Source organism: Paenibacillus amylolyticus (assembly GCF_051136285.1).
GTDB classification, from domain to species: domain Bacteria; phylum Bacillota; class Bacilli; order Paenibacillales; family Paenibacillaceae; genus Paenibacillus; species Paenibacillus amylolyticus_F.
Window position 1 is genome coordinate 3,286,905 of sequence record NZ_CP194938.1, and the last position, 24,317, is coordinate 3,311,221.

Here is a 24,317-nt window from a genome sequence, read left to right on the forward strand (position 1 = left end):
GTCCAGTCTCATTCTCCCATCATCCTATGTTTTACTACCCTTCACTAACCAATATTTTACTTCCCACTATACCCTATATCGGAAATTCGAAGGTTAAAGTTAAATGACAATTGGGAGTAGATTTACTCTATTGGGTTTGACAGTAATTCCTCATTTGTTTCTAGCTATCCGGCCGAAAATGGAACTCATAATCTATTGTCCAGTTAATGTGACGTTATAACTTCCATTCGTTTTGCTATTAATGTAATACTTCGCCACCCAAATCCCAGGTGTATATTTCACTGTAATTTCTTTGGAGTACGATTTATCTTGTGTGATCTGTTCACTTTCAACCAGGGCTCCATTTGGATCATATAATTCATATTTTAATGATCCTTGATCCAGATCTACATAGCTTTTAATAACTAAATCAGTTAGTTTTTTTGGGGTGACCTCCACTTTACTTTCTATTTCATTGAATTTCTCTTCATAATCATCTGCATAGATATTTCCTCCTGCTTCTTTTATAAATGTGTCAGGTCTTGAGTTTGCATACCATACTCCTATAGCAACAATCAAAATCAAAGCAATTACAGAAATAGAAATCCATTTTTTACTTGTCATATTTTTATACTCCTCCACTTAAGCTATCGAAAATGATAGCCCCATCTGAGATTTGAATTTTTCTTTTTGTGTATTCAGCTATAGTATCATCATGCGTAATTACCACTACGGTTTTCCCCTCATTATTTATTTCGGATAATATATTCATTAATTCTTCGCCATTTTTTTTATCGAAAGCACCTGTTGGTTCATCAGCTAATATGATTTCAGTTTCGGCTGCCAAAGCTCGTGCAATAGCAACTCTCTGTTTCTGCCCTCCTGAAAGTTTACGCAACATCATTGATTTAAAAATAATTTTAATAGTATTCATTGTTCCCCCACTCTACGTATGTTTCATCGCTTCAGCTGGTTTAGTGCGAATAGCTTTAACAATAGGTATAATAGATGTCACAAATGAGGAAATAAATATAAACAATATAGAAAAATAGATACTGCTAAAGGATAAGGCTATAGGATAATCAATTATTTTTTCCAAATATCCCAATAAAACAAGTTGCACAATATATCCAATGATTACAGAAAAGAATGTAATGGTACACATTTCAAAGAGTATGCTGAAAATCACATCAAAATTGGTATATCCAAATGCCTTCTTTATTCCAATTTCATACCTACGCTCATTAATCCAGAATGAAGTGATGTTAATACAATTTATAAGAGATAACACATAAATAATTACAGCAAGATACACTTCTATATCAATTTTAATAGTAGCGGTGCCAGAATCATCAATTTGATGCTGTAGTACTTTTACAGATGTTCCGCTTACGTTTCGAGAGTTAAGTTTGATTTTATTTCCGTCCGCGATTGTATTTGAACTGGCATTAAATAGTTTCACTTCTACCAGTTTATTTTCAACGATCATTTTTTTTAAGCGATTGCTCCAGGAGGTTGCAGGTATCATTATTTGACCATCTAAAGAGTCCACGTTCTTCCCTTCAATCCCTAAAATACCAATAACTTTGTACTCTTCATGGTCTAACTGTACAAATCTCTGACCATCTTTCATATAGGACAAGGATTGTAGTCTTTTTCCTAACAAAGCCACCTTCTGACCTTCCTCTATATCTTGGCTTGTTATGTAATTCCCCTCTTGCAACGGATATGGTTGGACTGGATCTTCATCCCAAAATATAGGCAACACTTTTTGCAAGCCTACTGTTGTAACCATTGACAAATTACTAATGATAACACCTGTCTTGTTATTTATCCCTTTAAATAATTGAAAGAACTCTTGCTCTCCCTTATTATTCAGAATGTTTATTTCCAATTCCGTTTTATTTTGCAAAGTAAACTGCTGTTGGTAGGTAACGTACTCGCTGGATTTTTTAATTGACTGTATACCTACTGTGCTTAACACAACTGAAATAATTAAACCAAGCATCATAACAAATGTTGTAAAAGGATGGGCCTTTATCTGATTAAACATCATCTTTATATTTATCATTAGAAACTCCTTAAATAAAAAGGATATCGCAGGCTTAAGCCTGCGACACATTCTTCTAAAATTGTTCACCAAAAAAAACAATATATTTAGCGGTCTTTCAATACTCTATCGACATATTCTTTTGTACCACCACTATTTTCAATCGCATGTCTGCTCGCATACATCCAAACACCAGTAACTTGCATATTTACTTCTGCCCATTTCGAGTCACCTTGATATCTTGTTGCTTCTGGAGTAGAAGACCAAGGCTGATTATACTCCTCAAGACGAACTGCTACACGATAACCACTAGCAGCTTTTCCATCATTAAATTCAGTATAGGATTTTGCTGTATCTGCATCAATAATATTCCAGTAAACATTTAAAACACCACTAGCAATGAGAGTTTTATAGCTGAAATCTCCTGTATTCTGGCTATCTGCTTAGACTGAAGCCCCAGCCCCTAACGTTAGAAAAGCTGAAAAAACAAGGGCCGCGATTCTCTTTTTTTCATTTCACCAATTTCATCAATATAGTATTTTTATAAATTTTTCCTATATTTGTAATTATACACTTGGTTTTTTTCAATTAAATATAAATATATGTAATATGTATTTCATTTCCCATTCAAAAGGACCAAACACAAGATTGGTAACCCGACTTAAATAAGAGTATCATTGGGGCATTTATCTTATGCTCGAACAAAGAAGAACCCGATAAGGGCTCCTCTTTGTTCTTTCTATATTCTTATGCTTTACTTCATCAGCTTCCAATCACTTTTTCATCTCTAACCACGCACAGGCAAAATCAAACGTTCGGCCCCGCCCAGATACGGACGCAAAGCTGCCGGAATATAAATGCTGCCATCCGCCTCCTGATGATTTTCCAGCAACGGGATCAGAATGCGCGGCGAAGCTACGGCTGTATTGTTGAGCGTATGGCAGTATACCAGCTTGCCGTCTTCATCAACGCAGCGAATGTTCGAGCGACGAGCCTGAAAATCATGCAGGTTCGACGACGAATGGGTCTCACCATAGGCCCCGCGGCTTGGCATCCATGTTTCGATGTCATACTGTTTGTACGTTTTCTGCGACATATCCCCTGTACATACCGACACCACACGATACGGCAATTCCAGCCGTTGCAGCAGCTCCTCGGCATGTCCCGTAATTTCCTGCAACATCCGTTCCGATTCCGCTGCATCTGGGGCACACAGAATGACCTGCTCAACTTTGGCAAACTGATGTACACGGTATAAACCTCGCACATCCCGTCCGCCCGAGCCTACCTCACTGCGGAAACATGTCGATACGGCTGCCAGCTTAACAGGCTGCTTCACATCAACGACCTCATCCGCGTAATACGAGACCAGCGGTACTTCCGATGTGCCGACAAGCCATTTGTTCTCTCCCTGCAACTCATATACCTGATCCCGGCCTGTCGGGAAAAATCCGGTGTTCACCAAAGCATCTTCCCGAACCATGAGCGGAACCTCCAGCGGAGTGAATCCATGCTCCAACAGCAGATCCAGCGCAAGCTGCTGCACCGCACGGTGTAGTAACAGACCTGCCCCCTTCAGGACATAACTCCGCGTTCCACCGATTTTCACGCCACGCGGAATATCGATCAACCCGTGCATCTCTCCAAGCTCGACATGATCCCTTGTTTCATAGTCAAACACAGGTAGTTCACCTACCCGCCGCAACTCTACATTATCCGCATCCGACATGCCCACAGGTGTATCTGGCGATACGATATTGGGCACCAGCCATTGAAGTCTGGTCACTTCCTCCTGTATCAACGCAAGCTTCGTCTCTTCTTGCTCCAACTGTTCATTCAGTTGTTTTACCTGTGCCCGCATTGTCTCTGCCTGCTCTCGCTCTCCCGCCTGCATCAGCTTCCCGATCTCTGCCGACAGCGTATTGCGCAGACGACGCGCCTCTTCCGTTTGCTGTAGAAGAGCTTTTCGCTCGTCGTCCCGCTGTAGTAACACCGCAATATCGATCTTGATTTTCTTCCCGTTTGCTGCGGCCTGGACCTCTTCTGCATGTGCTCTAACCCATTTCATATCTAACATGGTCACCGTCTCCTTTGGCTAAAAAATACAAAGAGCGCCCTCATCCCTTGGGACGAGGAGCGCTCTGCTCGCGGTGCCACCCAACTTGCCGAATCGGTTTAAACTACCTGATTCAGCCTCTTGGTCCGCGATAACGGGCGGTTCCGGTTAACTTGGGAAAATTTCAATTCGCTCCCTGGCGAAAACGCCTCCGAGTTGGATTCTCTTCAACGGCATAGTCCGATCTGTAATTGTGTTTCTCAGTATATACGAAGATCAAACGGAATTGCAACTTCTAAACGCCTATTTTTATTGAAAACAACGAATTCGCATAAAAGGCCTGTCAGCATTCCACATGAAGACAGGACTATCTTACGTGTCTTTTCAAAATTCATCCAGGTAAAATTAATGTAGCTAATTAACATCAAGGGGTGATGACATGTTTTACTTCATAAGCTTTCTTATTATTAGTATCATTGGATTCGTCTTTGGGATCAGAGCCTTGCTCATACCCGACTCTTCGCCTTTCAATCGTAATAAAGGTTATTTAAACCAAGCCGACATCACAAGTATTAAGTTCAGAGACGTTATCCTTCTTGCTCTGAGTATCGTTATAGCTATAGCTTCACTCAGACCATTTTTCGTGAAATCGATTCCATCAAATTAGATGCATCTTCCTGTAAAACAGACCACACTATGGTAAACTCACACTACAGAAGGGAGTTGTTGTTTCATGAACATGAGCCCAAACCATCTGAATTCATCCGAGGGCGAAGCCGCCAAACAAAGAACAGATGAACTTGCTCGCCAAGCTCAGCAAAGCTCATTCAAAAGCGGTATGCTGACAACCATCATTATCGCTGTTGTTATTATTGGTATTTTATATTGGGTGGCTTACGCTAGAACTTCTTAAAGGGATCAAAATTACCCATTGCCCAGGAAATACTTTTCCACAACAGATATTACAATTCGTTAAACGGATACTACCGCCGCTTGTCTTTTGAACAACTTGCCGAATACATAACGCACTAGCGGCCCCAATACGATTAATTGATATGGCAATGCCAGACTAAAGTTACGTGCAATCGTATGAAGATACGCGTTAAACACGGATACCCCATCTAACTGACCTGCCAAATAGGCCGTAATAATGCCGTATAACGACATGACTAATACCATTCCGATGACCATAAGAAACGACAGGGTGACTACACCTTTGATTTTACTGACTCTTGCAAATGGGATGGAAAACGTAATTTTTCTCGCTACGGGTCCTACGATGAACGACTCCACCAAAAATGCGAGGGCAAAACAGATCACAAATTGAAGCAGCATTTGCATCACGGACATCTGACTTAACATTCCTGTGTGCCATAGATTAAGAGTCATCATCACTAAGACCATTCCTGTGCACATCATAAGTCCAAACATAACTTGTTCTTTCTTACTTACTGGCAATATGCTCATCCTCTCTCTGACTTGGATCATTATAGACAATCAGATCCCCTTCACATAAGTGAACATTCTGTGAAATATTTGTTGACTAGACACATTTCTGTCCCTGGCCTATAATTACACCTAGTAATGCCCGTAACTTCATAGTTTCCCAGGGGAGTCGGAATTGGCCGGCTGAGAGTGTATCCCACCAAGATACTAACCCTTAGACCTGATCTGGATCATGCCAGCGTAGGAATCGGAGTATATTGCAACGGCACAGCCATAAGCTGAACGCCCTTCTCTCACGCCTGCACGCGTCCCGGATTACGGGGCGCTTTTTTTGTTTTCTTTTGACAAGCAGAAACAGAAAAATGACGTTATTCGGATAACCCGCGAGTATAAATTCGTCGATTTATGCAAAGGGATTGGATATGAAGCCAAGGAGTACCCCGTGCCATCTGGCCGGATATAACGAAGGAGAGAAACACGATGAAATGGCGTAAAACGATGGGAATGTTACTCATGTGTGTATTGCTGGTTACTGTAGCTGCATGTGGTGGCAAACAAGCGGCCCCAGCTGAGCAGAAAAGCGCAACTGGATCGGAGAAAACGAACGAAGAAAGCAGCACTGCACTGAAAGATGTGAAGGTCGTGCTCGACTGGACTCCAAATACGAATCATACTGGTCTGTATGCAGCAGTGGATCAGGGTTTTTATAAAGCAGCGGGACTCAACGTCGAGATTGTACAGCCAGGTGCTGGCGGAGCAGATACGATGGTCGCATCGGGTGAAGTACCTTTTGGCGTCAGTTATCAGGAAAGTGTAACTCAGGCGCGAACGCAGGACGTTCCACTTGTGTCGATTGCTGCTGTTATTCAGCACAATACATCCGGTTTTGCCGCTCCGGTGGATCGTAAGATCAAATCACCCAAAGATTTTGAAGGTAAGACGTATGGCGGTTGGGGTTCCCCGGTAGAAGAAGCGGTGATGCAATCCATTATGGAGGGCGAAGGTGCCGATGTATCCAAGGTTAAAAATATTAATATGGGCGATGCCGACTTCTTCACAGCCGTGAAACGAGACATCGATTTTGCCTGGATTTTCTACGCATGGACGGGAATTGAGGCTGAATTACGCGGTGAACCGATTGATATGTTGTATGTGAAGGATTATGCCAAAGCACTGGACTACTACACACCTGTCCTCGTGACCAATGAACAGACGATTCAGAAAGACCCTGAACTGGTGAAAGCTTTCCTAAAGGCCACTTCTGAAGGGTACCAATATGCAATTGAGCATCCTGAAGAGGCTGCAAACATTTTAATCAAAGCTGTTCCTGATCTGGACAAGGAATTAGTACTGGCAAGTCAAAAGTGGCTCAGCCCGAAATACAAGGATGATGCACCGCGCTGGGGTGAGCAAAAGGAAGACGTGTGGAAGAACTACACCGATTGGATGTTCAGCAAGAAACTGCTGGATAAAGAGATCGATGTAACAAAAGCCTACACGAACGAATTTTTACCACAGTAATACGTAGCATTATCATCATTAATGTAAAATGAAATTTGATATTTTCACGTTTGAATAAAGAGGACAGAGACAACTTGAAGAAGCGAAGCGATCGCTCATAAGGTTCTCTCAGGAAAGCTACCTCGGGAGCACGCTTTCTCCTGATTCTTCTTCCTACAATTAAAGGATAAGTTAATTTTTTGTACACAAGAACGGAGAGTGCAGAACCCCTCTGGAGAAGCGCAGCGGTCGCCTTTATCACTGGATTTCACCTTTGAAAAAGGGAATCAAAAAAATCTGGGGATAACAGCGATCGTAAGAGGGGACTGCAATCGGAGTGGAAACGTGTACAATGGCATGTCTACTTGTCCACCCACACTCGAAAGGAGAATTTTTCTCTCATGGCAAGCACATTACTCAGCATTCAGGTTATTCCCAAAACACCAAACGGTGAAAACTCCTATCCTTACGTAGACCGCGCCATCGAAGTGATTCAACAATCCGGCCTGAAATATCAGGTTAATGCACTCGACACCACGATGGAGGGTGAATTGGATGAACTGCTGGAGGTTGTCCACAAAATGCACGAGGTGCTTGTGGAAGCCGGTAGCCCAAGTATCATCTCCCAGATCAAAATCGCACATAGTCCAGACGGATTCAGCATGGATACACTAACGGAGAAGTATCGCTAATGTCTACCTATTTCAAAAGTGTATGGCCGCCCCTCGTGGCGGTTATTCTCTTTATTGCGATATGGCAAGGCGCGGTCTCCCTGTTCCATATTGAGAAATGGATGCTGCCTGCGCCGTCCGACATCGCCCATGAAGCAGCTTCGCAGGCTGAACGTCTAGGCATGCATGCTGCCGCAACGATCCAGTTAACACTCATCGGATTTGCTGCCGGAACAGCAGTAGGCCTGCTGATTGCAATGGTGCTACATCTGATCCCTTTTCTCAAATCGGCCTTGTATCCATTACTTATTCTTAGTCAAAATATTCCAACCATTGCACTCGCACCGCTCCTGCTGATCTGGTTTGGCTTTGGCCTGCTGCCCAAGCTGATTACGATCATCCTGGTCTGTTTCTTCCCGGTAGCGGTTGCGGCCATGGATGGACTAACACGCACCGATGCGGCGATGATGAACTATATGCGTATGGCGGGTGCGAAGCGCCGTCATATCTTTTGGAAACTGGAGCTGCCCCATGCCCTGCCATCCGTATTTTCCGGCGTCAAAATTGCTGCCACCTACAGCGTAATGGGAGCCATCATCGCCGAATGGATCGGTGCGGATAAAGGTATCGGCTATTATATGATGCTGCAGAAGTCGGCTTACCGTACGGATCGACTTTTTGTTGCCATTATGATTATCGTGGCGCTCAGTCTTCTGCTTTTCCTGCTCATTGCGCTGTTAGAGAAGCTGCTTGTGCGCTGGCGCCCACAGAAGCGGTAGTTCTGCCTATCAGAGGTTAACGTAATATATGAACACTAGGATGTGATTCCATATGAACAGGCATCAGAACGAACCAGAACGATCCATACAAGTTCGAAGCACTTCACCCGGAGATGCCGCTGCGGCTTCCGTGCCGGTTCCACCTGCACTGGACATCGTTGATGTTCATGTGTCCTTTAAAGAACGACGGCGTAAACTGCCTGTACTGAATGGTTTGTCCCTGACCGTGAAAAAAGGGGAATTCGTCGCCATCGTTGGCCCTTCCGGCTGTGGCAAAAGCACCCTGTTCCACATCATCGGCGGCTTGCAGAAGCCGCAGGACGGCGAGGTATTCATGAACGGCAAGCAGGTTACCGGACAACGTGGACATATCAGCTATATGCCTCAGCAGCCGGCCCTTTTTCCATGGCGAACCATTGAAGACAATGTGCTGCTGGCTGGCGAGGTTGCTTCAGTAGCAGCTTTCTCTGCTCCAGGTGCTCAGCCTGCTCCGCGCGCCGAAGCACTCGCGGAGGCAAGACAGTGGCTGGGCAGTGTTGGCCTTGACGGATTCGAGCAGGCTTACCCTCATCAGCTGTCAGGTGGGATGCAGCAGCGTGCCGCTTTCCTGCGTGCGCTACTCAGTCCGCAGGAACTGATGCTGCTCGATGAGCCATTCAGTGCGCTCGATGCCCTGACGCGGAGCGACATGCAGCGCTGGCTGCTGGATATCTGGGAACAGAATCGCCGCTCGGTGCTGTTCATCACCCACAATATCGAGGAGGCGCTGTTGCTCGCGGATCGTGTCTATGTGTTATCGAACCGGCCTGCATCCGTGCTGCACGAGGTTGAGATTCCTTTTGACCGCCCGAGACGAGACGAGATTACAGAAGAACCTGCCTTTCTTGAACGCAAACGACAAATTGCCCAGTGGATGAAAGAAGAACAGCAGAAAACCCGCCTATCTTGATAGCGCGGGTTTTTAGTTATATTTTTCCTGATTTGAGTGATCCAATACATTAAATAGAACGTTACATCATATAAATACCTACGATATAAGGAGGAACTTCATCATGCATTTCCAAACGTTTGCACCGCTGATCGATGCCCATATCCATTTGGATCAATATACTCCCGAGGAACAGCAGGAGATGCTGACCAGCTTCAGGTCACAGGAGATCGAGGCCATGATTGCAGTCTCCATGAATCTGGCTTCCGCTCAGTCCAATCTGGAACTGGCCAAACAGCATCCGCGATATATCTACCCGGCGTTTGGCTATCATCCCGAACAACCACTGCCACCCCTCGCCGATCAGGAGCAGTTTTTTCACTGGATCGAAGAACACATTGGACATGCCATTGCTATTGGGGAAGTAGGCTTGCCCTATTACAGCCGTGAAGAAGCACAGCGAACAGGCCTGAGCTTTGACCAGAGCGGATATATTGATCTGCTGGAGCAATTCATCATACTCGCCAAGAAACACCATAAACCTGTCGTGTTGCATGCCGTATACGAAGATGCCGATATAGCCTGCAATCTGCTGGAGAAACATCAATATGCACATGCCCACTTTCACTGGTTCAAAGGATCAAAACAAACGATTCAGCGTATGGCAAACAACGGATATTATATATCCTTCACACCGGATATTCTATACGAAACTGAGATTCGTGAGCTTGCCCGGCAATATCCCGCGGAACAAGTGATGGCAGAAACAGATGGGCCTTGGCCCTTCGAAGGGCCGTTTCAGGGACGGATGACACACCCGGTTATGACACGTCAGGTCATTCAGGCCTGGAGCGAGATTACCGGCATGGGAACCGAGCGGGCAACACGGCTTTTTTACCGAAATACCAAACGTTTCTATCATCTCCTGGATTAAGCGAAGGAGAATTAAAGCGGCTTCGAACAAGGATATATGCATGCAAAAAGCCAGTCGGACTCACGATAGAACGGCACTCTGTTATCCAAATGTTGGTGATACCCAACTGACTTTGGGGCGGCTGTTCAATCCTGTCCTACTGGCTTTTAAACCAACTTTTGAGTCTGCTTTTGATCTATATCATTCATCCTGTTTTCGAATTGTACAGATGGTGCAATTCACAACGTATACTATGGCGAATTACGTACTAGCGCTTCAAAAAACCTCTACGTTCCAGAAATGCTCTCACTTGCATACGAGCAGGCTCGGTAAGACGCTTCGCCATGAGTTCAGACCATGGGGTTGTGCGTTCACCAAGGGTACGTTCCTTCAGGTATTCTGTCGTGGTCACATCATACTCTTGAACACCTTCCAGCGTTTGTGCCGGTTGATAGCGGTTATGATGTAATACAGCCTTTAGCGGCAGACGTGGGCGAATGCCCGTTTCCTGATCTGCAACCCCGATGCACATACCATATACCGGATATACGCCATCCGGTAATTCAAGTAATTCAGCTACTTCTTCAATACGAGTGCGAAGTCCACCGATATACACAATACCGAAACCGAGCGATTCGGCAGCAAGAGCGGCATTCTGAGAAGCCAGAGCAGCATCAATCGTAGCAACCATAAAATTTTCGGTGGAGTCCGCATAAGACTCCTTCTCCGGAAGATGATGCTTCGCCGCATCTTTCAGCCGATACAGGTCAGCACACCATACAAGAAAGACCGGACATTCATTGACATAAGCCTGCCCCCCGGCGAGTTCAGCCAGTTTGGCTTTCTGTTCCTGATCTGTCACCGCGATAACCGAATATGCCTGTACGTTGCTTGAGGAGGATGCCATCTGTCCCGCCGCTACTATAGCAGCGAGCTGCTCCTCACTGACTGGATCTGGCTTGAATTTGCGTACGGAGCGGTGTTTCATCATCAGTTCAATCGTTTCATTCATGGCTGTTCACTCCCAATCCTCGAAGTACAAACTCCACCGTCTGTTCGGCAAGTTCCTCTGTATTCATATCCTGATAATCAAAACCAAATCTTGAGTGCTTGGCCCGCTTGTGTGCAAGTGCTACCCCCATGACCTGAAGCATGGCATAGGAGGCGGACTCAATCCGGAAAAGTCCCTGATCTTTACCTTGCTGCAGGTACTCTCTCACTTTATTCCAGACCGGATCCAGATACTGAAACACTGTTGCAGTCCGATTGGTACGCAGTGTAATCTCCAACTGCACAATGTCGCTCATCTCACGATCCGTCATCGTAAACTTCACGACTTCGCCAACAATTCGGCGGATACCTTCAACCGGGGACATCGATTCCGCAGCCAGCATACGCAGGATATGTTCGGGAAAAAAATGCTCAAATAACGCATCGAACACCTTCTCTTTACCGCCAAAATGATAAGACACCAGCGAAACATTCGCTCCCGCCTCATCACAGATTTGACGAACACTCGTCCCATCATACCCTTGTAGTGCAAAAAGTTTCTTGGCTGCAAGCAATATCCTCGTTTTGATATCCAATTCCGGTTCCGTCATTTGTTTCTCTCCTCTTATCCGTTCGTGTCAGTTGCTTCAGCCTTTTACCCAGACTGTAGCCCTCACTTCATCCCGTCTATTATATTACACCAAACCCCCCGATGAAAATCACCGGGGGGGTTTGGTACAAACGATGCAGCTTCATAACGTCTGCGTATATTAGCTGTTTGCTGGAGCCGGGCTTGGCATGCCAACTGGTTTGCGCCCTTTTTTGAGCAATGTCACCACAAGGGACAGCGCAACAGCTACGAGCAATACAACAACGATGGAACCTGCGGCAGATTGCACACCCGGGCCACCCAGTTGAACGCTTAGAATGCCCTGAACCGCATAAGTTGCAGGCAAGTAATGACCGATTCCGCTGTAGAAGCTGTTCAACAATTCACGCGGCACCATCGCACCGGATGACACCAGTTGCAGGGACAGCGAGATGATGTTAAACAGGCTTCCAGCCGGCCCAAAGCAGATCAGGAAGAACTGGGAGAAAAACATAAAGGTGCACAGGAACAGTGCCTGGAACAGCCAGAATGCAACAAACCCTTGTGCAATTTGTCCTCCCAACGCAACGATCAGAGAAGATCCCAGCAAGGAAACAACCAACGCAGAGCCTACATTAATGATGACCCGGGCACCGAACAGAGTCAGACGGGAAAACATCGAAGACAACATGCCCATGGCTACCTGAAGATTCATACCCATAATCATGGCACCAACGTAAGATGCAAGTACCATCATCATCGGTACCATCTGATTGTTCATCCCGTTCACCGGATTAATGGATGTCGTTTTGCCTTCCACCCGGCTCGTCAAGTTCGCAGCGGCCTGCGCAGCTTGATCCGCAGAAGCACCGGAAGCAGTCAGGACAGCCTTTACACCTTGTGCAGATGCTTGTTTGTTAACGGTGTTGGTCACGCTCTGTGACACACCTTGCATCATGCTTTTGATCGTTACCGGATTGGCTTCATTAATCGTGTATTTGATCTCGGCGGTGGCGCCAGCCGTTTGAAGGGATTCATTAAATCCTGCTGGAATGTCCAGCACCATATGCACTTGATGATGATTCAATTGATCCAGTGCCTCAGACGCACTCAGGTTGGACACGGTATGGAAAGGCAATGTCTCTGCCAATCGATCCGCAATCCCTTTGGACAGTTCACCATCTTCATTAACAATGGCTACGGTTAGTTCATTCGTCCGGTCATTCACCCCGGAATATGCGGTCATCCAGATCACGCTAAAGATAACCTGGAACATCAGTGCAGTAACAATGCCTATAATCACTGGTGGTTTTTTAAACAATGTACGTAGAGCTTGCAGCATATAATTCGGTTCCTCCATCTTCAAAATAGTTCTAATTTAATTTAAACATACGTTTGAATCAAACAATCGTTTAAATTTTAAAGGTATATGTCTATATTGTCAATAAACTTTCGTAATATTCAGAAAACTTAGCCGAATTTTCATGAATGAAGCCTAATTTATTTTCACAGAGGTCTATCTTGCGATTGATTTATGACCACTTTTGCATAAAAAAAATACACAGTTCGCCGTAAAGCGAGCCGTGCATTTCATTAATCTTTGATATATCTGTTCTGTTTCCCAGCTTTCCTTTCTTTCCTTCTCCATAAGCTGATCTCTTTATTTAATTACTTGGTTCGAGCAAGCTTCATCCGCTGCAAACGAAGGGCGTTCAGCACAACGGACACCGAGCTGAATGCCATTGCAGCACCTGCCAGCCATGGAGCCAGAAAACCTACTGCCGCAATCGGTATCCCGATCACATTGTAGCCGAGCGCCCAGAACAGGTTCTGTTTGATATTGCCCATCGTGCGGCGGCTCATCTCGATAGCATCTGCAATGCTGTTCAAGTCACCGCGCATCAACGTAATATCTGCCGCTTCCATCGCTACGTCCGTTCCGGTACCAATCGCCATGCCGATATCCGCTGTAGCCAGTGCCGGGGCATCGTTGATACCATCTCCGACCATAGCTACCTTCAGACCGCTCTCCTGCAATTTTTTCACTTCTGCGGCTTTGCCTTCAGGGAGAACTTCTGCCAGAACGCTGCGGATTCCCGCTTGCTCCGCTACCGCGCGAGCTGTCCGTTCATTATCTCCTGTAATCATAATGACATCGATCCCCATAGCCTGAAGTCGTCCGATGGCTTCACGTGAGGTATCCTTGATCGTATCCGCCACCGCAATGATGCCTGCCCATTGACCCTGAGCAGCAACCAACATTGCCGTACGCCCCTGTTCCTCTAAAGCGTTCATCTGCTGTATGCTTTCCGCAGGTACCTCTACGTTCGCATCCGCCAGCAAGCGGCGTGTTCCCACGAGAATCTCCTCACCAGATACCGTTGCACGTACACCATAACCAGGGATGTTCTCAAACGATGCTGCTGGTTCCAAAAGCAGACCTTTCTCCCGAATGCCGTTCACAATCGCCTCGGCTAACGGATGCTCCGAGCTTTGCTCCGCCGCTCCAACACGCTTAAGCAGCTCCGATTCTGTCCAGCCCGGTGCGGTAACAACGTCAGTTAATACAGGCTTACCTTGAGTAACGGTTCCTGTTTTGTCGAGCACGACCGTTTGAATCTGCTGGGCGGACTCCAGATGCTCACCGCCCTTGAACAAAATGCCATATTCCGCCGCACGGCCCGATCCAGCCATAACTGAAGTCGGTGTTGCCAGTCCGAGCGCACATGGACAAGCGATAACAAGGACAGCTATCGCTTTTTCCAATGATCCGGCGAAGTCCCCAGGGCTTGCAAACAGATACCAAATCAAGAAGGTCAATACCGCAATTCCCACTACAATCGGCACAAAAATACCCGAGATTACATCGGCAATCCGCTGAATAGGTGCTTTCGATCCCTGCGCCTGCTCAACGACTTTAATAATTTGTGATAAAGCCGTATCCGAACCCACACGAGTTGCCTGAATGCGGAGAACACCGTTTTTGTTCATTGTCGCACCGGTGACGGGGTCGCCCGGCTTTTTATCAACAGGCAAGCTTTCACCGCTCAGCATGGATTCATCGACAGAGGATTGGCCCTCTTCGACAATACCATCCACCGGAATGCTGTCTCCCGGCTTCACCAGAACAAGATCGCCAACGGCTACGTAGGAAGCCGGAATCAGAACTTCCTGCCCGTCACGGATGACGCGCGCTTCACGCGGTGCCAGTTCAATCAAGCTTTTGATTGCCTGTGAAGAGCGCCCTTTCGCCACAGCCTCGAACCATTTTCCGAGTAAAATCAACGTAATCAGAATCGCACTTGTCTCATAGTACAGTTCCACCATTGGCATAGCTGCAGCTCCTGCAGTAGTGCCTACATCCGTTCCCATTGCACCATGATCCATGCCCTGGCCCATACCAGCACTAGGTAAATACCCGCTGGTTACCGTCAGATACAGGCTGTAGAAAAAGGCTGCGCTCGTTCCGAGTGCCACGAGTACGTCCATGTTTGCACTGCCGTTCCGAAGCGCCTTATATGCCCCTACATAGAACTGCCATCCAATGACAAATTGCACGGGCGTAGCAAGCAGCAGCTGGAACCAAGGGTTCAGAAACAGCTCTGGTACATAAATGCCCGATGTAAAGGAGAAATGGGCTACCATTGCCCACAATAGCGGAATGGACAAGAGTGCGGAGATCATCCACTTCCATTTCTTACGCTGCAGCTCTCGTTCGCGAACAGAGGTGGACTCCTCCTGGGTTAATTGCAGTTCAGCACCATAGCCCAGCTGTTTGATCTTGGCCGTGATGTCGGATGGTTTGAGTGCACCCGCAGCATATTCGATATGCCCCGTCTCCAGTGCCAGATTGACATTAGCTTGAGAAACACCCGGTAGCCGGGAAAGTCCCTTTTCGATACGTGCAGAACAGGCCGCACAAGTCATGCCCGTAATATCGAGATCTACGGATTCCATCACCGTACCATATCCAAGCGACGCCACTTTATCCCGCAATGCGTTTACATTGGTCGTTTTGGGATCATACGAGATGGTTGCCTGTTCAATGGCAAGATTCACGTTTGCCTGATGCACCCCTTCCATACGAGACAAACCTTTCTCCACACGTGTGGAACAGGCAGCACAGGTCATACCCGTGATATGCAGTGTTGTCTTCAGACCCGCATTCTGCATAGGTGCAGGCGTGGGTGCCGGTTCTATTTTTTCAGATGCATTGGTTGTCATGATATCAGCTCCTTCCCAAAGGATAACATACCCCATGGGGGTATGTAAAAGTTAGAAAATCAGGCTTAAACCGTTACAAAGTATGACCACGCTAGTAGATTATGACTCCATGATCAGCCGGTTTAAGCCTGTATTATTGCATTCCATTCTGTACAAATACCTTGGATCAATTAAACGACGTCGTATCCTTGATCTTCAATCGCGGCTTTGATCTGATCTACGGTAACAACCTGATCATTATATTCTACAGCTACCGTTCCGGCTGCCAGATCAACCTGACCACTCGCTCCCGCGTTCTTCACTGCTTCTTCAACGGACTTCACACAGTGATTGCAAGACATTCCTTTGACATTCAACGTAACATTAGACATATTCTATTCCTCCTTGGTTATGTTCGTTTTGGTGTTTATTCATTTATCATCTGCACTTACTTCATTAGTTTTCTAACCGTAACCAGCAATTCATCCACAACTTCGTGTTCTCCTGCCTGGATGCGTTCTACAATACAACTCTTCATATGCCCTTCCAGCAAAAGCTTACCTACCGAATTCAGCGCAGACTGTGCTGCTGCGATCTGGGTTAACACATCGTCACAATATGTGTCCTTGTCAATCAGACCTTTGATGCCGCGAATCTGGCCTTCCACACGGTTCAAACGAGAGATCAGGTTGCCCTTCATCTCCTGAGAATGGTGGCTTTTACGAATGGGCTTGCCGTCTTTATCGAGGTTCACAGCATGGCATGCATCCGCTTGTTGCTCTGATTGCTGTTCTGTACCTGTACCATCACTTGATACACTTGCACCTTCATGTGCATTGGCCTGTTCTTGTGTATCTGCACCCAAAACAACAGCAGAACCTTTTGCCGCAGGGATCACAGATTCCTCGGGATGGCTTTGATGTTCCATCATAACACCCCTTTTCAATCGTTCTTTATCCAGATTAACATACCCCCATGGGGTATTCAAGGAATTTCTTTTTTTTATTATTGAACGTTTTGTGTATGTAGTCGTGACGACCTCTTAGCCCCACCTGCTCATAGAGAGCCTGAGTAAGCGAGTCAAAGATAGATACAGATCATTCCTAATATTCTGCTCGAAGCTCTCTCCCCAGATCCAGGGACGAAAAAGCAGATACCTTACGGTACCTGCTCTAACGATTGATATACAACGTTATACCTGCCTGCATGAGTTAAATCGTATATTACCTTCCGCCAACCCTTCTCACCATGAGTAAGGAGAAATTGCACTATTTTTGGGAAGAGGTATGGTTCCCTTCGTTAAAAGCAACCGGTGACGGCTTGGCTGCCCATTCATCTGCCTGCGGTTCAATATCCACGCCGTTCATGATCTTCTTTTTTTCCATCAAGGAATCGCCGTCTTCGTCCAGCTTGTTGCGGATTGCTGCCTCATCCTGAGGTTGATTGTTCTGAGTCATCGTTTGAGTCCTCCTTTTACCATTTCATGTTGTTGAAGTATGTTCCTTGTATAGAATGACCCAATGATTTCAAAATCATTCCGAGCGGGGGAGAAGGTAAGATAACGATCTCACTCCTATATGTAAAAAAAGACGTCCCCCCGGTCATATTCATGACCATAGAAGAACGTCCTCTGAACTGTCCACAACTCGTAGACATTCACATTCACATCACCTGTAGCTATGTTGTCGCCTGATCCTCGCGAGCAAGTGTAGCGAGGGCATGAAGCGCCGTATCCATCTCATGCTCTACAGCCTGAGCGACCGCATCGGTATGCGGATCATACTCGGCAGCGAGATCACTGTCTGCGAAGCCGTCAATCGCTACGATGGCTCCAGCCCGTGCCCCACGCAAGGTGCTTACGATATAGAGTGCTGCAATCTCCATCTCGGCGGCAAGTGCTCCAGCCTGCTTGTACTTGCGGTGTGGAATCTCCTCCACGCCTGTGAAGAATGCGTCCAGTGTTACCGTGATGCCCACACCAACCTTCGTAGCATCTGCACCCTTGCCCACCTTACGAGCAGCAGCGACCAATGCGCTGGTCACATCAATATCCGCCACCGCCGGGAAACCGTCCGGTACGAGCTGACGTGTCAGCCCGTCAGAGCGAACAGCTGCAGTACTGACAATAACGCTTCCTGCTGGGTAATCGGCTGTATATGAACCTGCCGTACCTACACGAATCAGGGTTTTCACCCCTGCACGAATCAGTTCCTCGAAGCAGACGGCCGCGCCTGGTGAACCAACACCATGACTGACCACAGCCATCTGGACCCCTTCGTACATACCTACAAATGTGCGATATTCACGGCTGAATGCCAGTTCTTTGGCATCCTCCAGCTTGCGGGAAATCTTCTCTGCACGAGCCGGGTCACCGCACACGATCGCATAAGCCGGCATATCTTCCGAATGAATCTGCAAAATCGGCATCAACATATTAATCAAACTCCTTCTTCGTCCACTCATCCTCTGGAATCGGCAGATCCTCACCCGAGAAACGCTGCTCCTTGAACGGATCGGCAAAATGGTGGAATCCATTGCTTTCCCAGAAGCCGTTGCGATCCTCCGTCATAAACTCCAGCCCTCGCACCCACTTTGCACTCTTCCAGAAATACAGCTGTGGCACAACCAGTCGCAGTGGGAAACCATGCTTCGGTGTGAGTGGCTCGCCATTATATTTGAACGCAAGCAATACATCCTCATGCATCAGCTCTTCAAGTGGTACATTCGTCTCGTAATCTTGATCCGCATGAATCATGACATACTTCGCTTCTGGTTTAACGCCAAGCAGCTTCACAAACTCAGAGAAGCGGATACCCTCCCAAGGTGTATCAAACTTCGACCAGCGCGTAACGCAGTGAATATCACTTACCATGTTCACCTGCGGCATCGCCTGAAGCTCAGCCAGAGAGAACACCTTCTCTTCTTCGACTTCACCAAAAACCTTCAAATCCCAAGTGGAAAGGTCATATTCCGGCACTTCCCCTTCATGCAAAATCGGGAATTTCTCCGTCAGCACCTGACCCGGCGGCAGCCGATCTCCGTAATCGGCACCGGCTTTCGGTGGCGGCGTTTTGGTTTTTTTCAAACGTTCAGCCTTGTTATGCACGTCCCTGATTCCTCCTTTGCTACAATTAACGCGAGCTTCCGCCCGCTTTCAAAGCATCCTGAGCATACGTACGGTCTTTGAAAAAGAACATCGCCACGAGTGTCACAATATAGGGTAGCATCATGGTGAAATGCGTTGGCAAGGAGAAACCTTGCAGACGAATACTGAGTGCTTCCATGAAACCAAACAGCACGCTGGAACCCATTACGCCGAGCGGATTGGCCTGTCCCAGCATTGTAGCAACCAAAGCGATAAACCCACGGCCTGCCGTCATGCCTTCAGTAAACATCGTCACCTGACCAAGCGACAGCTGTGCTCCAGCCAGGGCACACAGCACACCACACATCAGCACAGCGCCATACTGAATGCCACGCACCTTGATGCCGATGCTCTGTGCTGCGATCGGATTCTCACCTACGGAACGCAGACGGAAGCCGGATACACTTTTAAATAGATAGAACTGCAAAGCAATAACGATAATAATGCCGAGATATACGAGCGGACTATGTCCTGAGAACACCGTACCGACCCAAGGAATATCCTTGATCAGCGGAATGTCCCATTTCGGGAGCCCCACCATATTCTTGTCGTAGTATGCACCTTTTACATCAAAGATCGCTCGCAGTGCAAAAGTCGTGAGTCCTGCCGCCAAAAAGTTCAGGGATATACCAACAACAATGGCATTCGCCTTCAGATTAATACTAATAAACGCAAAGAGAGCCGAGAACAGCATCACAATAATAATAGAGAACAGCACTGCCAGCAATACGTTACCGAAAAGATAGTTACCCACAATTGCGGAGAACGCCCCGATCAGCACAAGCCCTTCCAGACCGACGTTGAACAGACCCACGCGCGAGCATAAAGCCCCGCCGAGTGCCGCCAGCAAGATTGGCGTCATAATCCGCAAGGTTGAGCCAAACATGGCTGCATCAAACAGTTGTTGCATTGGACTTTTTCTCCTTTCTCCGCTTCAGGAAGGAATAACCGATCTGTGCTGAAACAAATAACGTCAAGACCGCCTGAATCACGCTGCCGACCTCAAGAGGTACATCCGTGTTCCGTTCCATGCCCATCGCACCTGTCTGCAAAGCTGCCAGCAAAATAGCCGCTACAGCTGTACCCAGTGGGTGCGAACGTGCAAGTAATGTAGCCATGATACCACTCCATGCATAACTTGCTGAGGATAACGAGCCATCCAGGAAACGGTACTGTGTACCGAGCACTTCTCCCGCTCCTGCGAGTCCTGCAAGTCCACCACTGATGACCATAGACAGCATCATCATACGAATACGGCGTACACCGCCGTAAGCTGCAAAGGATGGATTGCTACCGAGCATGCGGATTTCATAACCGGTTACCGTTTTGTGTGTAAACCAGTAGATCAGTATGGCCGCTGCAATCGCTATAATGAAGCCGGCGTGCAGTCCCATACCCTGAAAAAGCTTCGGAAGCCAGACCGTCTGATCAATCATCGGGGTCTGTGCCATCGCTGCTGATCCCGTCCGGTCTTTGAATGGATACGACACCATGTATCCACCGAAATAAGTTGCAATATAGTTAAGCAATAACGTTGTAATCAACAGGTTCATGCCAAAGCGTGCGTCCAGCCAGCCTGCAAAAAGAGACCATAGACCACCGGCGACAATCCCCGCCACAATCGCAGCAATACATACGAACCAGCCCGGCCCTGGCAGATAGAGCGCCGTGAGGGCCGCACTGAGTCCGCCCAGAATCATCTGACCTTCCGCACCCATATTGAAAAATCCGGCACGGAATGCCAGCGCTACGCCAAGTCCTGCCAGAATAATCGGCGTTGCACGTGCCAGTGTATTGGTGAAGAAGTAGAAGTTACCGAAGGCTCCCTTCCACATCTCGCCATACGTATCCACGACATTACCGCCAACGACCAGAATGGCAATCGCACCGGCGAGCAAACCGATCAATACGGCAAGCAGCGGCTGTACCAGTCCGCGAAGTGTTTCTTTTACCCGATTCATACCCGCTCTTTCCCTCCTGCCATCAGCAAGCTGATCTGTTCTTCTGTCGCTTCCGCTGCCGCAAGTTCTCCGGCAATCTCTCCTTCGTACATCACAATAATGCGATCCGATAATTGCAAAATTTCTGACAACTCGGACGAGATCAGCAGAATACCTGCTCCCTCATTCCGCTTGCGCAGCAATTCAGCATGGATGGTTTCCATCGCACCGATATCCACTCCGCGCGTAGGCTCTGCTGCAATCAGAAACGGTGTATCTTGCGCAAATTCACGCGCCGCAATTAACTTTTGCAAGTTACCGCCTGACAGGAATTGTGCTTTCGTTTCCACGGAACCTGTCTTGATACTAAACTGTTTGATCCAGCTCTCTACCATTACCTTGGCTGCTTTGGCTTTGATCATGCCGCGCTTCTGCAATCGATGATGGTGTCCCATCAGTCCGTTCTCTTTCACGCTGGCATCCTTCGCTGCACCCCACATATAGCGGTCTTCCGGAATATGAGCCAGGCCATGCTCCCGAATTCGGCGTACCGGCCAGTTCGTAGTGTCCTGCCCCGATAACAGCACTCGGCCTCCATCCGGCTTCCGCAACCCGGCGATCACCTGAATCAGTTCGGATTGACCATTGCCGGAGATGCCCGCTACACCGACCACTTCACCTTTGCGAACTTGCATATGAATGTCTTTAAGTGCAGACCGATCTTTAGCTCCCGATAGATGAATGCCTTCCACCTGAAGCACTGCTTCACCCGGAACAGATGCCGGCTTATCCATCCGCACCAGTTCACGTCCTACCATCAGGCGCGACAGTTCTTCCACATTGGTATCCTTTGCTTCTAATATACCCGTAACTTGTCCGTCTCGAAGTACGGTGATTCGATCCGCAACATCCATGACCTCTTGCAGCTTGTGTGTGATGATGACAAAGGTTTTGCCCAGCTTCGCGAGTGATTTCATGTTTGTCAGCAGTTCTTTCACTTCCAGCGGAGTGAGCACCGCGGAAGGTTCATCTAATATAATGATGTCTGCTCCCTGATGCAGTACTTTGAGGATCTCTACACGTTGCTGCATACCTAACGGACATTCGGCTACTTTTTTCCACGGATCTACGGGCATGCCATATTGTTTGCCCAATTCATTGACCTGTGCTGCCGCCTTTTTTCGATCAAATGCACCTGCCGTCGCAGGTTCACGTCCAATAACAATATTCTCTGCCACCGTGAAGGATGGAAACAGCATGAAATGCTGATGCACCATGCCAATTCCGCTGGCCATGGCCTGAGATGGTGTAGCAAAGCTAACCTCGCGTCCACGGACTTTGATCGTGCCTGATGTCGGCTGCTCCATTCCGTACAGCATGCGCATGAGCGTTGTTTTACCCGCTCCATTCTCCCCGACAAGAGCATGAATCTCCCCCTCGCGCAGATTAAAATGGATATCCTTGTTCGCCGTGAAGCTGCCGTACTTCTTCGTAATATGCTCCATCTCCAACAACATATCTTGCGTTCGCTCCTCTCGGTTGATATAAGTTCAACGTGAACTGGTTACACTGGGCACTCCGATGACAGAACAACCTTTCGATTGCTGTTATCCCCGGATTTTTTTGATTCCCTTGTGAAGGGGAAAATCCGGTGATAAGCGTATGCTTCCGATGCAGCTTTCTTGCAGAAAGCTTTTAGGCAACCGTGCTGCTTCTTCAGGTTATATCTATCCTCTCCGTTATCGTGTAAACGTTATATTGGACATAAATGATTAGTAACAGTAGCAAAACCGGCTGCCTGGTTGGGCAGCCGGCTAACTAGATGGATTACACATCCATCTATTCATTGCTCATTCTTCATATGAAATATTTCAGATCATATATAAGAAGTGATTTATATCCTTACTATTGTTGCAATGGATCTTTAACTACAATTTTACCAGCGATGATGTCATCTTTGATCGCTTTAACTTTGTCGATAACCTCTTGACCAACAAATGCATTCAGCGGAGACTCACTGTCACGTGTAACGTATGTCAGACCTACACCGTCTTCTTTCAGACCGTAGTTTACTGCGCCTGCTTTGAATTTACCTTCTACAAAATCCTTCACGGTCTCATAAGCAACGGTGTCCGTTGATTTCAACTGAGACAATACGATATGCTCCGGATCTTCTACAGTACGATCTGTATCTTGTCCGGAAGTATAAAAGCCTTTTTCTTTGGCTGCTTCGAACACACCAAGGTCACCTACAGCAGATGCACCCGCGATGAAGTCAGCACCTTTGCCGAATTGTACCAGCGCCAGCTCTTTTGCTTTGGCCGGGTCATTGAAACCACCCACATAGTTTACCAGGAATTCTGCTTTTGGATTAACGGATTCCAGACCAGCTCTGAAACCTTCTGTATATTTTTTGATCAAAGGTACGTCCATTGCCGCAATCATGCCCACTTTGTCCGTTTTCGTGGAGAGTCCAGCAGCAGCACCCAACAGGTACGCTCCTTCATACTCACGGAAACCAACGCTACGAACATTAGGCAGATCCACGGTTGTGTCTACAATCGCAAACGATTTGTTTGGATTCTCGGCAGCAACCTTCTTCAGTGCATCCTCTGCTTGGAACGTTGCCGTAATAATCAGATCATAATTCTCGGCAACAGCTGCACGAAGATTTTGTTCGAATGCTGCAGGGTCTGTAGATTCGATCGTTTTCGTATCGACCTTGAATTCTTTACCTGCTTTTTTGAAGCCTTCATCCATTTGTACGAAGAAAGGGTTGACCCCTATTTTTTCAGGAAGTACCAGTGCCATTCGCAGGGATTTTTCAGAATCGCCGCCTTGAGCGGATTGTTCGTCTTTAGTAGCTGATTTCCCACAAGCGGCCAGCAAAATAGACAACATAACAATTGATAAGACGAACGATAAACCTCTTTTCATTTTGAAAATTCCCCTTTTCAGTAATCTTTTTTATTATCCTAGCGGATAATGTCGATCCTTGTCAATAAAACTTTCAGCGTATACACTCATATAATAGATCATCCCAGAAACAGGTTTTCCAACCTCTGGAAACTGCTCTGCAACGGGCTTTTTTTCGTTGACATTTGGCGCGACTCCGTGCTAAAGTCAAT

General features: G+C 47.1%; 23 protein-coding genes, 1 pseudogene and 1 riboswitch. Of the genes and pseudogenes, 6 read left to right on the forward strand and 18 right to left on the reverse strand.

All coding sequences use genetic code 11. From position 1 onward, the window contains the following. Positions 1 to 192 precede the first annotated feature (192 nt). The 4 genes and pseudogenes from ACR8BL_RS14330 to serS form a co-directional block, all read right to left on the reverse strand. Positions 193 to 603, reverse strand: coding sequence for a hypothetical protein (locus tag ACR8BL_RS14330; protein WP_434748298.1), 411 nt, complete (start codon positions 601 to 603; stop codon positions 193 to 195). Between the two features lie 4 nt (positions 604 to 607). Beyond that, positions 608 to 871, reverse strand: a pseudogene (locus tag ACR8BL_RS14335) (ATP-binding cassette domain-containing protein); the annotation flags it as partial. A 54-nt stretch (positions 872 to 925) separates the two neighbouring features. Then, positions 926 to 2,050 (reverse strand): ABC transporter permease, encoded by a 1,125-nt coding sequence (locus ACR8BL_RS14340; protein WP_434748299.1) that lies wholly within the window; start codon positions 2,048 to 2,050, stop codon positions 926 to 928. Positions 2,051 to 2,816: 766 nt separating this feature from the next. Next, positions 2,817 to 4,106, reverse strand: coding sequence for a serine--tRNA ligase (gene serS / locus ACR8BL_RS14345; RefSeq protein ID WP_434748300.1), 1,290 nt, complete (start codon positions 4,104 to 4,106; stop codon positions 2,817 to 2,819). Positions 4,107 to 4,818: 712 nt separating this feature from the next. On the opposite strand from serS, the gene ACR8BL_RS14350 reads away from it, so the two are divergent. Beyond that, complete coding sequence (locus ACR8BL_RS14350) at positions 4,819 to 4,998, forward strand: hypothetical protein (protein WP_434748301.1); 180 nt, start codon at positions 4,819 to 4,821, stop codon at positions 4,996 to 4,998. A 59-nt stretch (positions 4,999 to 5,057) separates the two neighbouring features. Here ACR8BL_RS14350 and ACR8BL_RS14355 read toward each other — a convergent pair whose 3' ends face one another. Next, a complete protein-coding gene (locus ACR8BL_RS14355) occupies positions 5,058 to 5,573 on the reverse strand; it encodes a hypothetical protein (protein ID WP_434756731.1) in 516 nt (171 codons plus the stop codon). A gap of 110 nt (positions 5,574 to 5,683) precedes the next feature. Beyond that, positions 5,684 to 5,796: riboswitch (TPP riboswitch) on the forward strand. A 215-nt stretch (positions 5,797 to 6,011) separates the two neighbouring features. Here ACR8BL_RS14355 and ACR8BL_RS14360 point away from each other — a divergent pair. The 5 genes from ACR8BL_RS14360 (at position 6,012) to ACR8BL_RS14380 (ending at position 10,343) form a co-directional block, all read left to right on the forward strand. Beyond that, positions 6,012 to 7,052, forward strand: coding sequence for an ABC transporter substrate-binding protein (locus ACR8BL_RS14360; RefSeq protein ID WP_434748302.1), 1,041 nt, complete (start codon positions 6,012 to 6,014; stop codon positions 7,050 to 7,052). 380 nt (positions 7,053 to 7,432) lie between these two features. Beyond that, on the forward strand, positions 7,433 to 7,723 hold the full coding sequence (locus tag ACR8BL_RS14365; protein ID WP_434748303.1) for an MTH1187 family thiamine-binding protein: 291 nt from the start codon (positions 7,433 to 7,435) through the stop codon (positions 7,721 to 7,723). After that, the gene (locus ACR8BL_RS14370; RefSeq protein WP_434748304.1) at positions 7,723 to 8,481 is read left to right on the forward strand and encodes an ABC transporter permease; all 759 of its coding nucleotides are present in this window, start codon (positions 7,723 to 7,725) and stop codon (positions 8,479 to 8,481) included. Before ACR8BL_RS14365 ends, ACR8BL_RS14370 begins: the two co-directional genes overlap by 1 nt. A gap of 52 nt (positions 8,482 to 8,533) precedes the next feature. Then, the gene (locus ACR8BL_RS14375) at positions 8,534 to 9,430 is read left to right on the forward strand and encodes an ABC transporter ATP-binding protein (protein ID WP_434748305.1); all 897 of its coding nucleotides are present in this window, start codon (positions 8,534 to 8,536) and stop codon (positions 9,428 to 9,430) included. A 103-nt stretch (positions 9,431 to 9,533) separates the two neighbouring features. Beyond that, positions 9,534 to 10,343 (forward strand): TatD family hydrolase, encoded by an 810-nt coding sequence (locus tag ACR8BL_RS14380; protein WP_434748306.1) that lies wholly within the window; start codon positions 9,534 to 9,536, stop codon positions 10,341 to 10,343. Positions 10,344 to 10,590: 247 nt separating this feature from the next. Here the strand turns inward: ACR8BL_RS14380 and nfsA are convergent, their stop codons facing one another. The 13 genes from nfsA to ACR8BL_RS14445 form a co-directional block, all read right to left on the reverse strand. Next, positions 10,591 to 11,334 carry an oxygen-insensitive NADPH nitroreductase gene (gene nfsA / locus ACR8BL_RS14385; protein ID WP_434748307.1) on the reverse strand — a complete coding sequence of 248 codons (744 nt, stop codon included), beginning with the start codon at positions 11,332 to 11,334 and terminating at the stop codon, positions 10,591 to 10,593. Next, complete coding sequence (locus ACR8BL_RS14390; RefSeq protein WP_434748308.1) at positions 11,327 to 11,923, reverse strand: TetR family transcriptional regulator; 597 nt, start codon at positions 11,921 to 11,923, stop codon at positions 11,327 to 11,329. Before ACR8BL_RS14390 ends, nfsA begins: the two co-directional genes overlap by 8 nt. Before the next feature lie 159 nt (positions 11,924 to 12,082). After that, on the reverse strand, positions 12,083 to 13,243 hold the full coding sequence (locus ACR8BL_RS14395; protein WP_434748309.1) for a YhgE/Pip domain-containing protein: 1,161 nt from the start codon (positions 13,241 to 13,243) through the stop codon (positions 12,083 to 12,085). Positions 13,244 to 13,569: 326 nt separating this feature from the next. After that, complete coding sequence (locus ACR8BL_RS14400) at positions 13,570 to 16,074, reverse strand: heavy metal translocating P-type ATPase (protein WP_434753126.1); 2,505 nt, start codon at positions 16,072 to 16,074, stop codon at positions 13,570 to 13,572. Between the two features lie 221 nt (positions 16,075 to 16,295). Next, positions 16,296 to 16,496, reverse strand: a complete 201-nt coding sequence (locus ACR8BL_RS14405) for a copper ion binding protein (protein ID WP_434748310.1) — start codon at positions 16,494 to 16,496, stop codon at positions 16,296 to 16,298. Positions 16,497 to 16,552: 56 nt separating this feature from the next. Next, positions 16,553 to 16,858, reverse strand: a complete 306-nt coding sequence (locus tag ACR8BL_RS14410) for a metal-sensitive transcriptional regulator (RefSeq protein WP_434753127.1) — start codon at positions 16,856 to 16,858, stop codon at positions 16,553 to 16,555. Between the two features lie 514 nt (positions 16,859 to 17,372). Further along, on the reverse strand, positions 17,373 to 17,561 hold the full coding sequence (locus tag ACR8BL_RS14415; RefSeq protein WP_434748311.1) for a hypothetical protein: 189 nt from the start codon (positions 17,559 to 17,561) through the stop codon (positions 17,373 to 17,375). A 220-nt stretch (positions 17,562 to 17,781) separates the two neighbouring features. Beyond that, entirely contained in the window at positions 17,782 to 18,537 is a 756-nt protein-coding gene (locus ACR8BL_RS14420; RefSeq protein ID WP_434748312.1) for a nucleoside phosphorylase, read from the reverse strand. A gap of 1 nt (position 18,538) precedes the next feature. Then, positions 18,539 to 19,210 carry a sulfite oxidase-like oxidoreductase gene (locus ACR8BL_RS14425; RefSeq protein ID WP_434748313.1) on the reverse strand — a complete coding sequence of 224 codons (672 nt, stop codon included), beginning with the start codon at positions 19,208 to 19,210 and terminating at the stop codon, positions 18,539 to 18,541. Positions 19,211 to 19,235: 25 nt separating this feature from the next. Then, on the reverse strand, positions 19,236 to 20,159 hold the full coding sequence (locus tag ACR8BL_RS14430) for an ABC transporter permease (protein WP_251509755.1): 924 nt from the start codon (positions 20,157 to 20,159) through the stop codon (positions 19,236 to 19,238). Next, a complete protein-coding gene (locus tag ACR8BL_RS14435; protein ID WP_434748314.1) occupies positions 20,143 to 21,210 on the reverse strand; it encodes an ABC transporter permease in 1,068 nt (355 codons plus the stop codon). Before ACR8BL_RS14435 ends, ACR8BL_RS14430 begins: the two co-directional genes overlap by 17 nt. Next, a complete protein-coding gene (locus ACR8BL_RS14440) occupies positions 21,207 to 22,706 on the reverse strand; it encodes an ABC transporter ATP-binding protein (RefSeq protein ID WP_434748315.1) in 1,500 nt (499 codons plus the stop codon). Before ACR8BL_RS14440 ends, ACR8BL_RS14435 begins: the two co-directional genes overlap by 4 nt. A gap of 388 nt (positions 22,707 to 23,094) precedes the next feature. After that, positions 23,095 to 24,126, reverse strand: coding sequence for a BMP family lipoprotein (locus ACR8BL_RS14445; RefSeq protein ID WP_434748316.1), 1,032 nt, complete (start codon positions 24,124 to 24,126; stop codon positions 23,095 to 23,097). Positions 24,127 to 24,317 lie beyond the last annotated feature (191 nt).

What these genes read in the sequence shown, in the direction of transcription:
- ACR8BL_RS14330 (WP_434748298.1), bottom strand. Translation starts at nt 603, where the DNA reads ATGACAAGTAAAAAATGGATTTCTATTTCTGTAATTGCTTTGATTTTG.
- ACR8BL_RS14340 (WP_434748299.1), bottom strand. Translation starts at nt 2,050, where the DNA reads ATGATAAATATAAAGATGATGTTTAATCAGATAAAGGCCCATCCTTTT.
- serS (WP_434748300.1), bottom strand. Translation starts at nt 4,106, where the DNA reads ATGTTAGATATGAAATGGGTTAGAGCACATGCAGAAGAGGTCCAGGCC.
- ACR8BL_RS14350 (WP_434748301.1), top strand. Translation starts at nt 4,819, where the DNA reads ATGAACATGAGCCCAAACCATCTGAATTCATCCGAGGGCGAAGCCGCC.
- ACR8BL_RS14355 (WP_434756731.1), bottom strand. Translation starts at nt 5,573, where the DNA reads ATGATCCAAGTCAGAGAGAGGATGAGCATATTGCCAGTAAGTAAGAAA.
- ACR8BL_RS14360 (WP_434748302.1), top strand. Translation starts at nt 6,012, where the DNA reads ATGAAATGGCGTAAAACGATGGGAATGTTACTCATGTGTGTATTGCTG.
- ACR8BL_RS14365 (WP_434748303.1), top strand. Translation starts at nt 7,433, where the DNA reads ATGGCAAGCACATTACTCAGCATTCAGGTTATTCCCAAAACACCAAAC.
- ACR8BL_RS14370 (WP_434748304.1), top strand. Translation starts at nt 7,723, where the DNA reads ATGTCTACCTATTTCAAAAGTGTATGGCCGCCCCTCGTGGCGGTTATT.
- ACR8BL_RS14375 (WP_434748305.1), top strand. Translation starts at nt 8,534, where the DNA reads ATGAACAGGCATCAGAACGAACCAGAACGATCCATACAAGTTCGAAGC.
- ACR8BL_RS14380 (WP_434748306.1), top strand. Translation starts at nt 9,534, where the DNA reads ATGCATTTCCAAACGTTTGCACCGCTGATCGATGCCCATATCCATTTG.
- nfsA (WP_434748307.1), bottom strand. Translation starts at nt 11,334, where the DNA reads ATGAATGAAACGATTGAACTGATGATGAAACACCGCTCCGTACGCAAA.
- ACR8BL_RS14390 (WP_434748308.1), bottom strand. Translation starts at nt 11,923, where the DNA reads ATGACGGAACCGGAATTGGATATCAAAACGAGGATATTGCTTGCAGCC.
- ACR8BL_RS14395 (WP_434748309.1), bottom strand. Translation starts at nt 13,243, where the DNA reads ATGCTGCAAGCTCTACGTACATTGTTTAAAAAACCACCAGTGATTATA.
- ACR8BL_RS14400 (WP_434753126.1), bottom strand. Translation starts at nt 16,074, where the DNA reads ATGCAGAATGCGGGTCTGAAGACAACACTGCATATCACGGGTATGACC.
- ACR8BL_RS14405 (WP_434748310.1), bottom strand. Translation starts at nt 16,496, where the DNA reads ATGTCTAATGTTACGTTGAATGTCAAAGGAATGTCTTGCAATCACTGT.
- ACR8BL_RS14415 (WP_434748311.1), bottom strand. Translation starts at nt 17,561, where the DNA reads ATGACTCAGAACAATCAACCTCAGGATGAGGCAGCAATCCGCAACAAG.
- ACR8BL_RS14420 (WP_434748312.1), bottom strand. Translation starts at nt 18,537, where the DNA reads ATGTTGATGCCGATTTTGCAGATTCATTCGGAAGATATGCCGGCTTAT.
- ACR8BL_RS14430 (WP_251509755.1), bottom strand. Translation starts at nt 20,159, where the DNA reads ATGCAACAACTGTTTGATGCAGCCATGTTTGGCTCAACCTTGCGGATT.
- ACR8BL_RS14435 (WP_434748314.1), bottom strand. Translation starts at nt 21,210, where the DNA reads ATGAATCGGGTAAAAGAAACACTTCGCGGACTGGTACAGCCGCTGCTT.
- ACR8BL_RS14440 (WP_434748315.1), bottom strand. Translation starts at nt 22,706, where the DNA reads ATGTTGTTGGAGATGGAGCATATTACGAAGAAGTACGGCAGCTTCACG.
- ACR8BL_RS14445 (WP_434748316.1), bottom strand. Translation starts at nt 24,126, where the DNA reads ATGAAAAGAGGTTTATCGTTCGTCTTATCAATTGTTATGTTGTCTATT.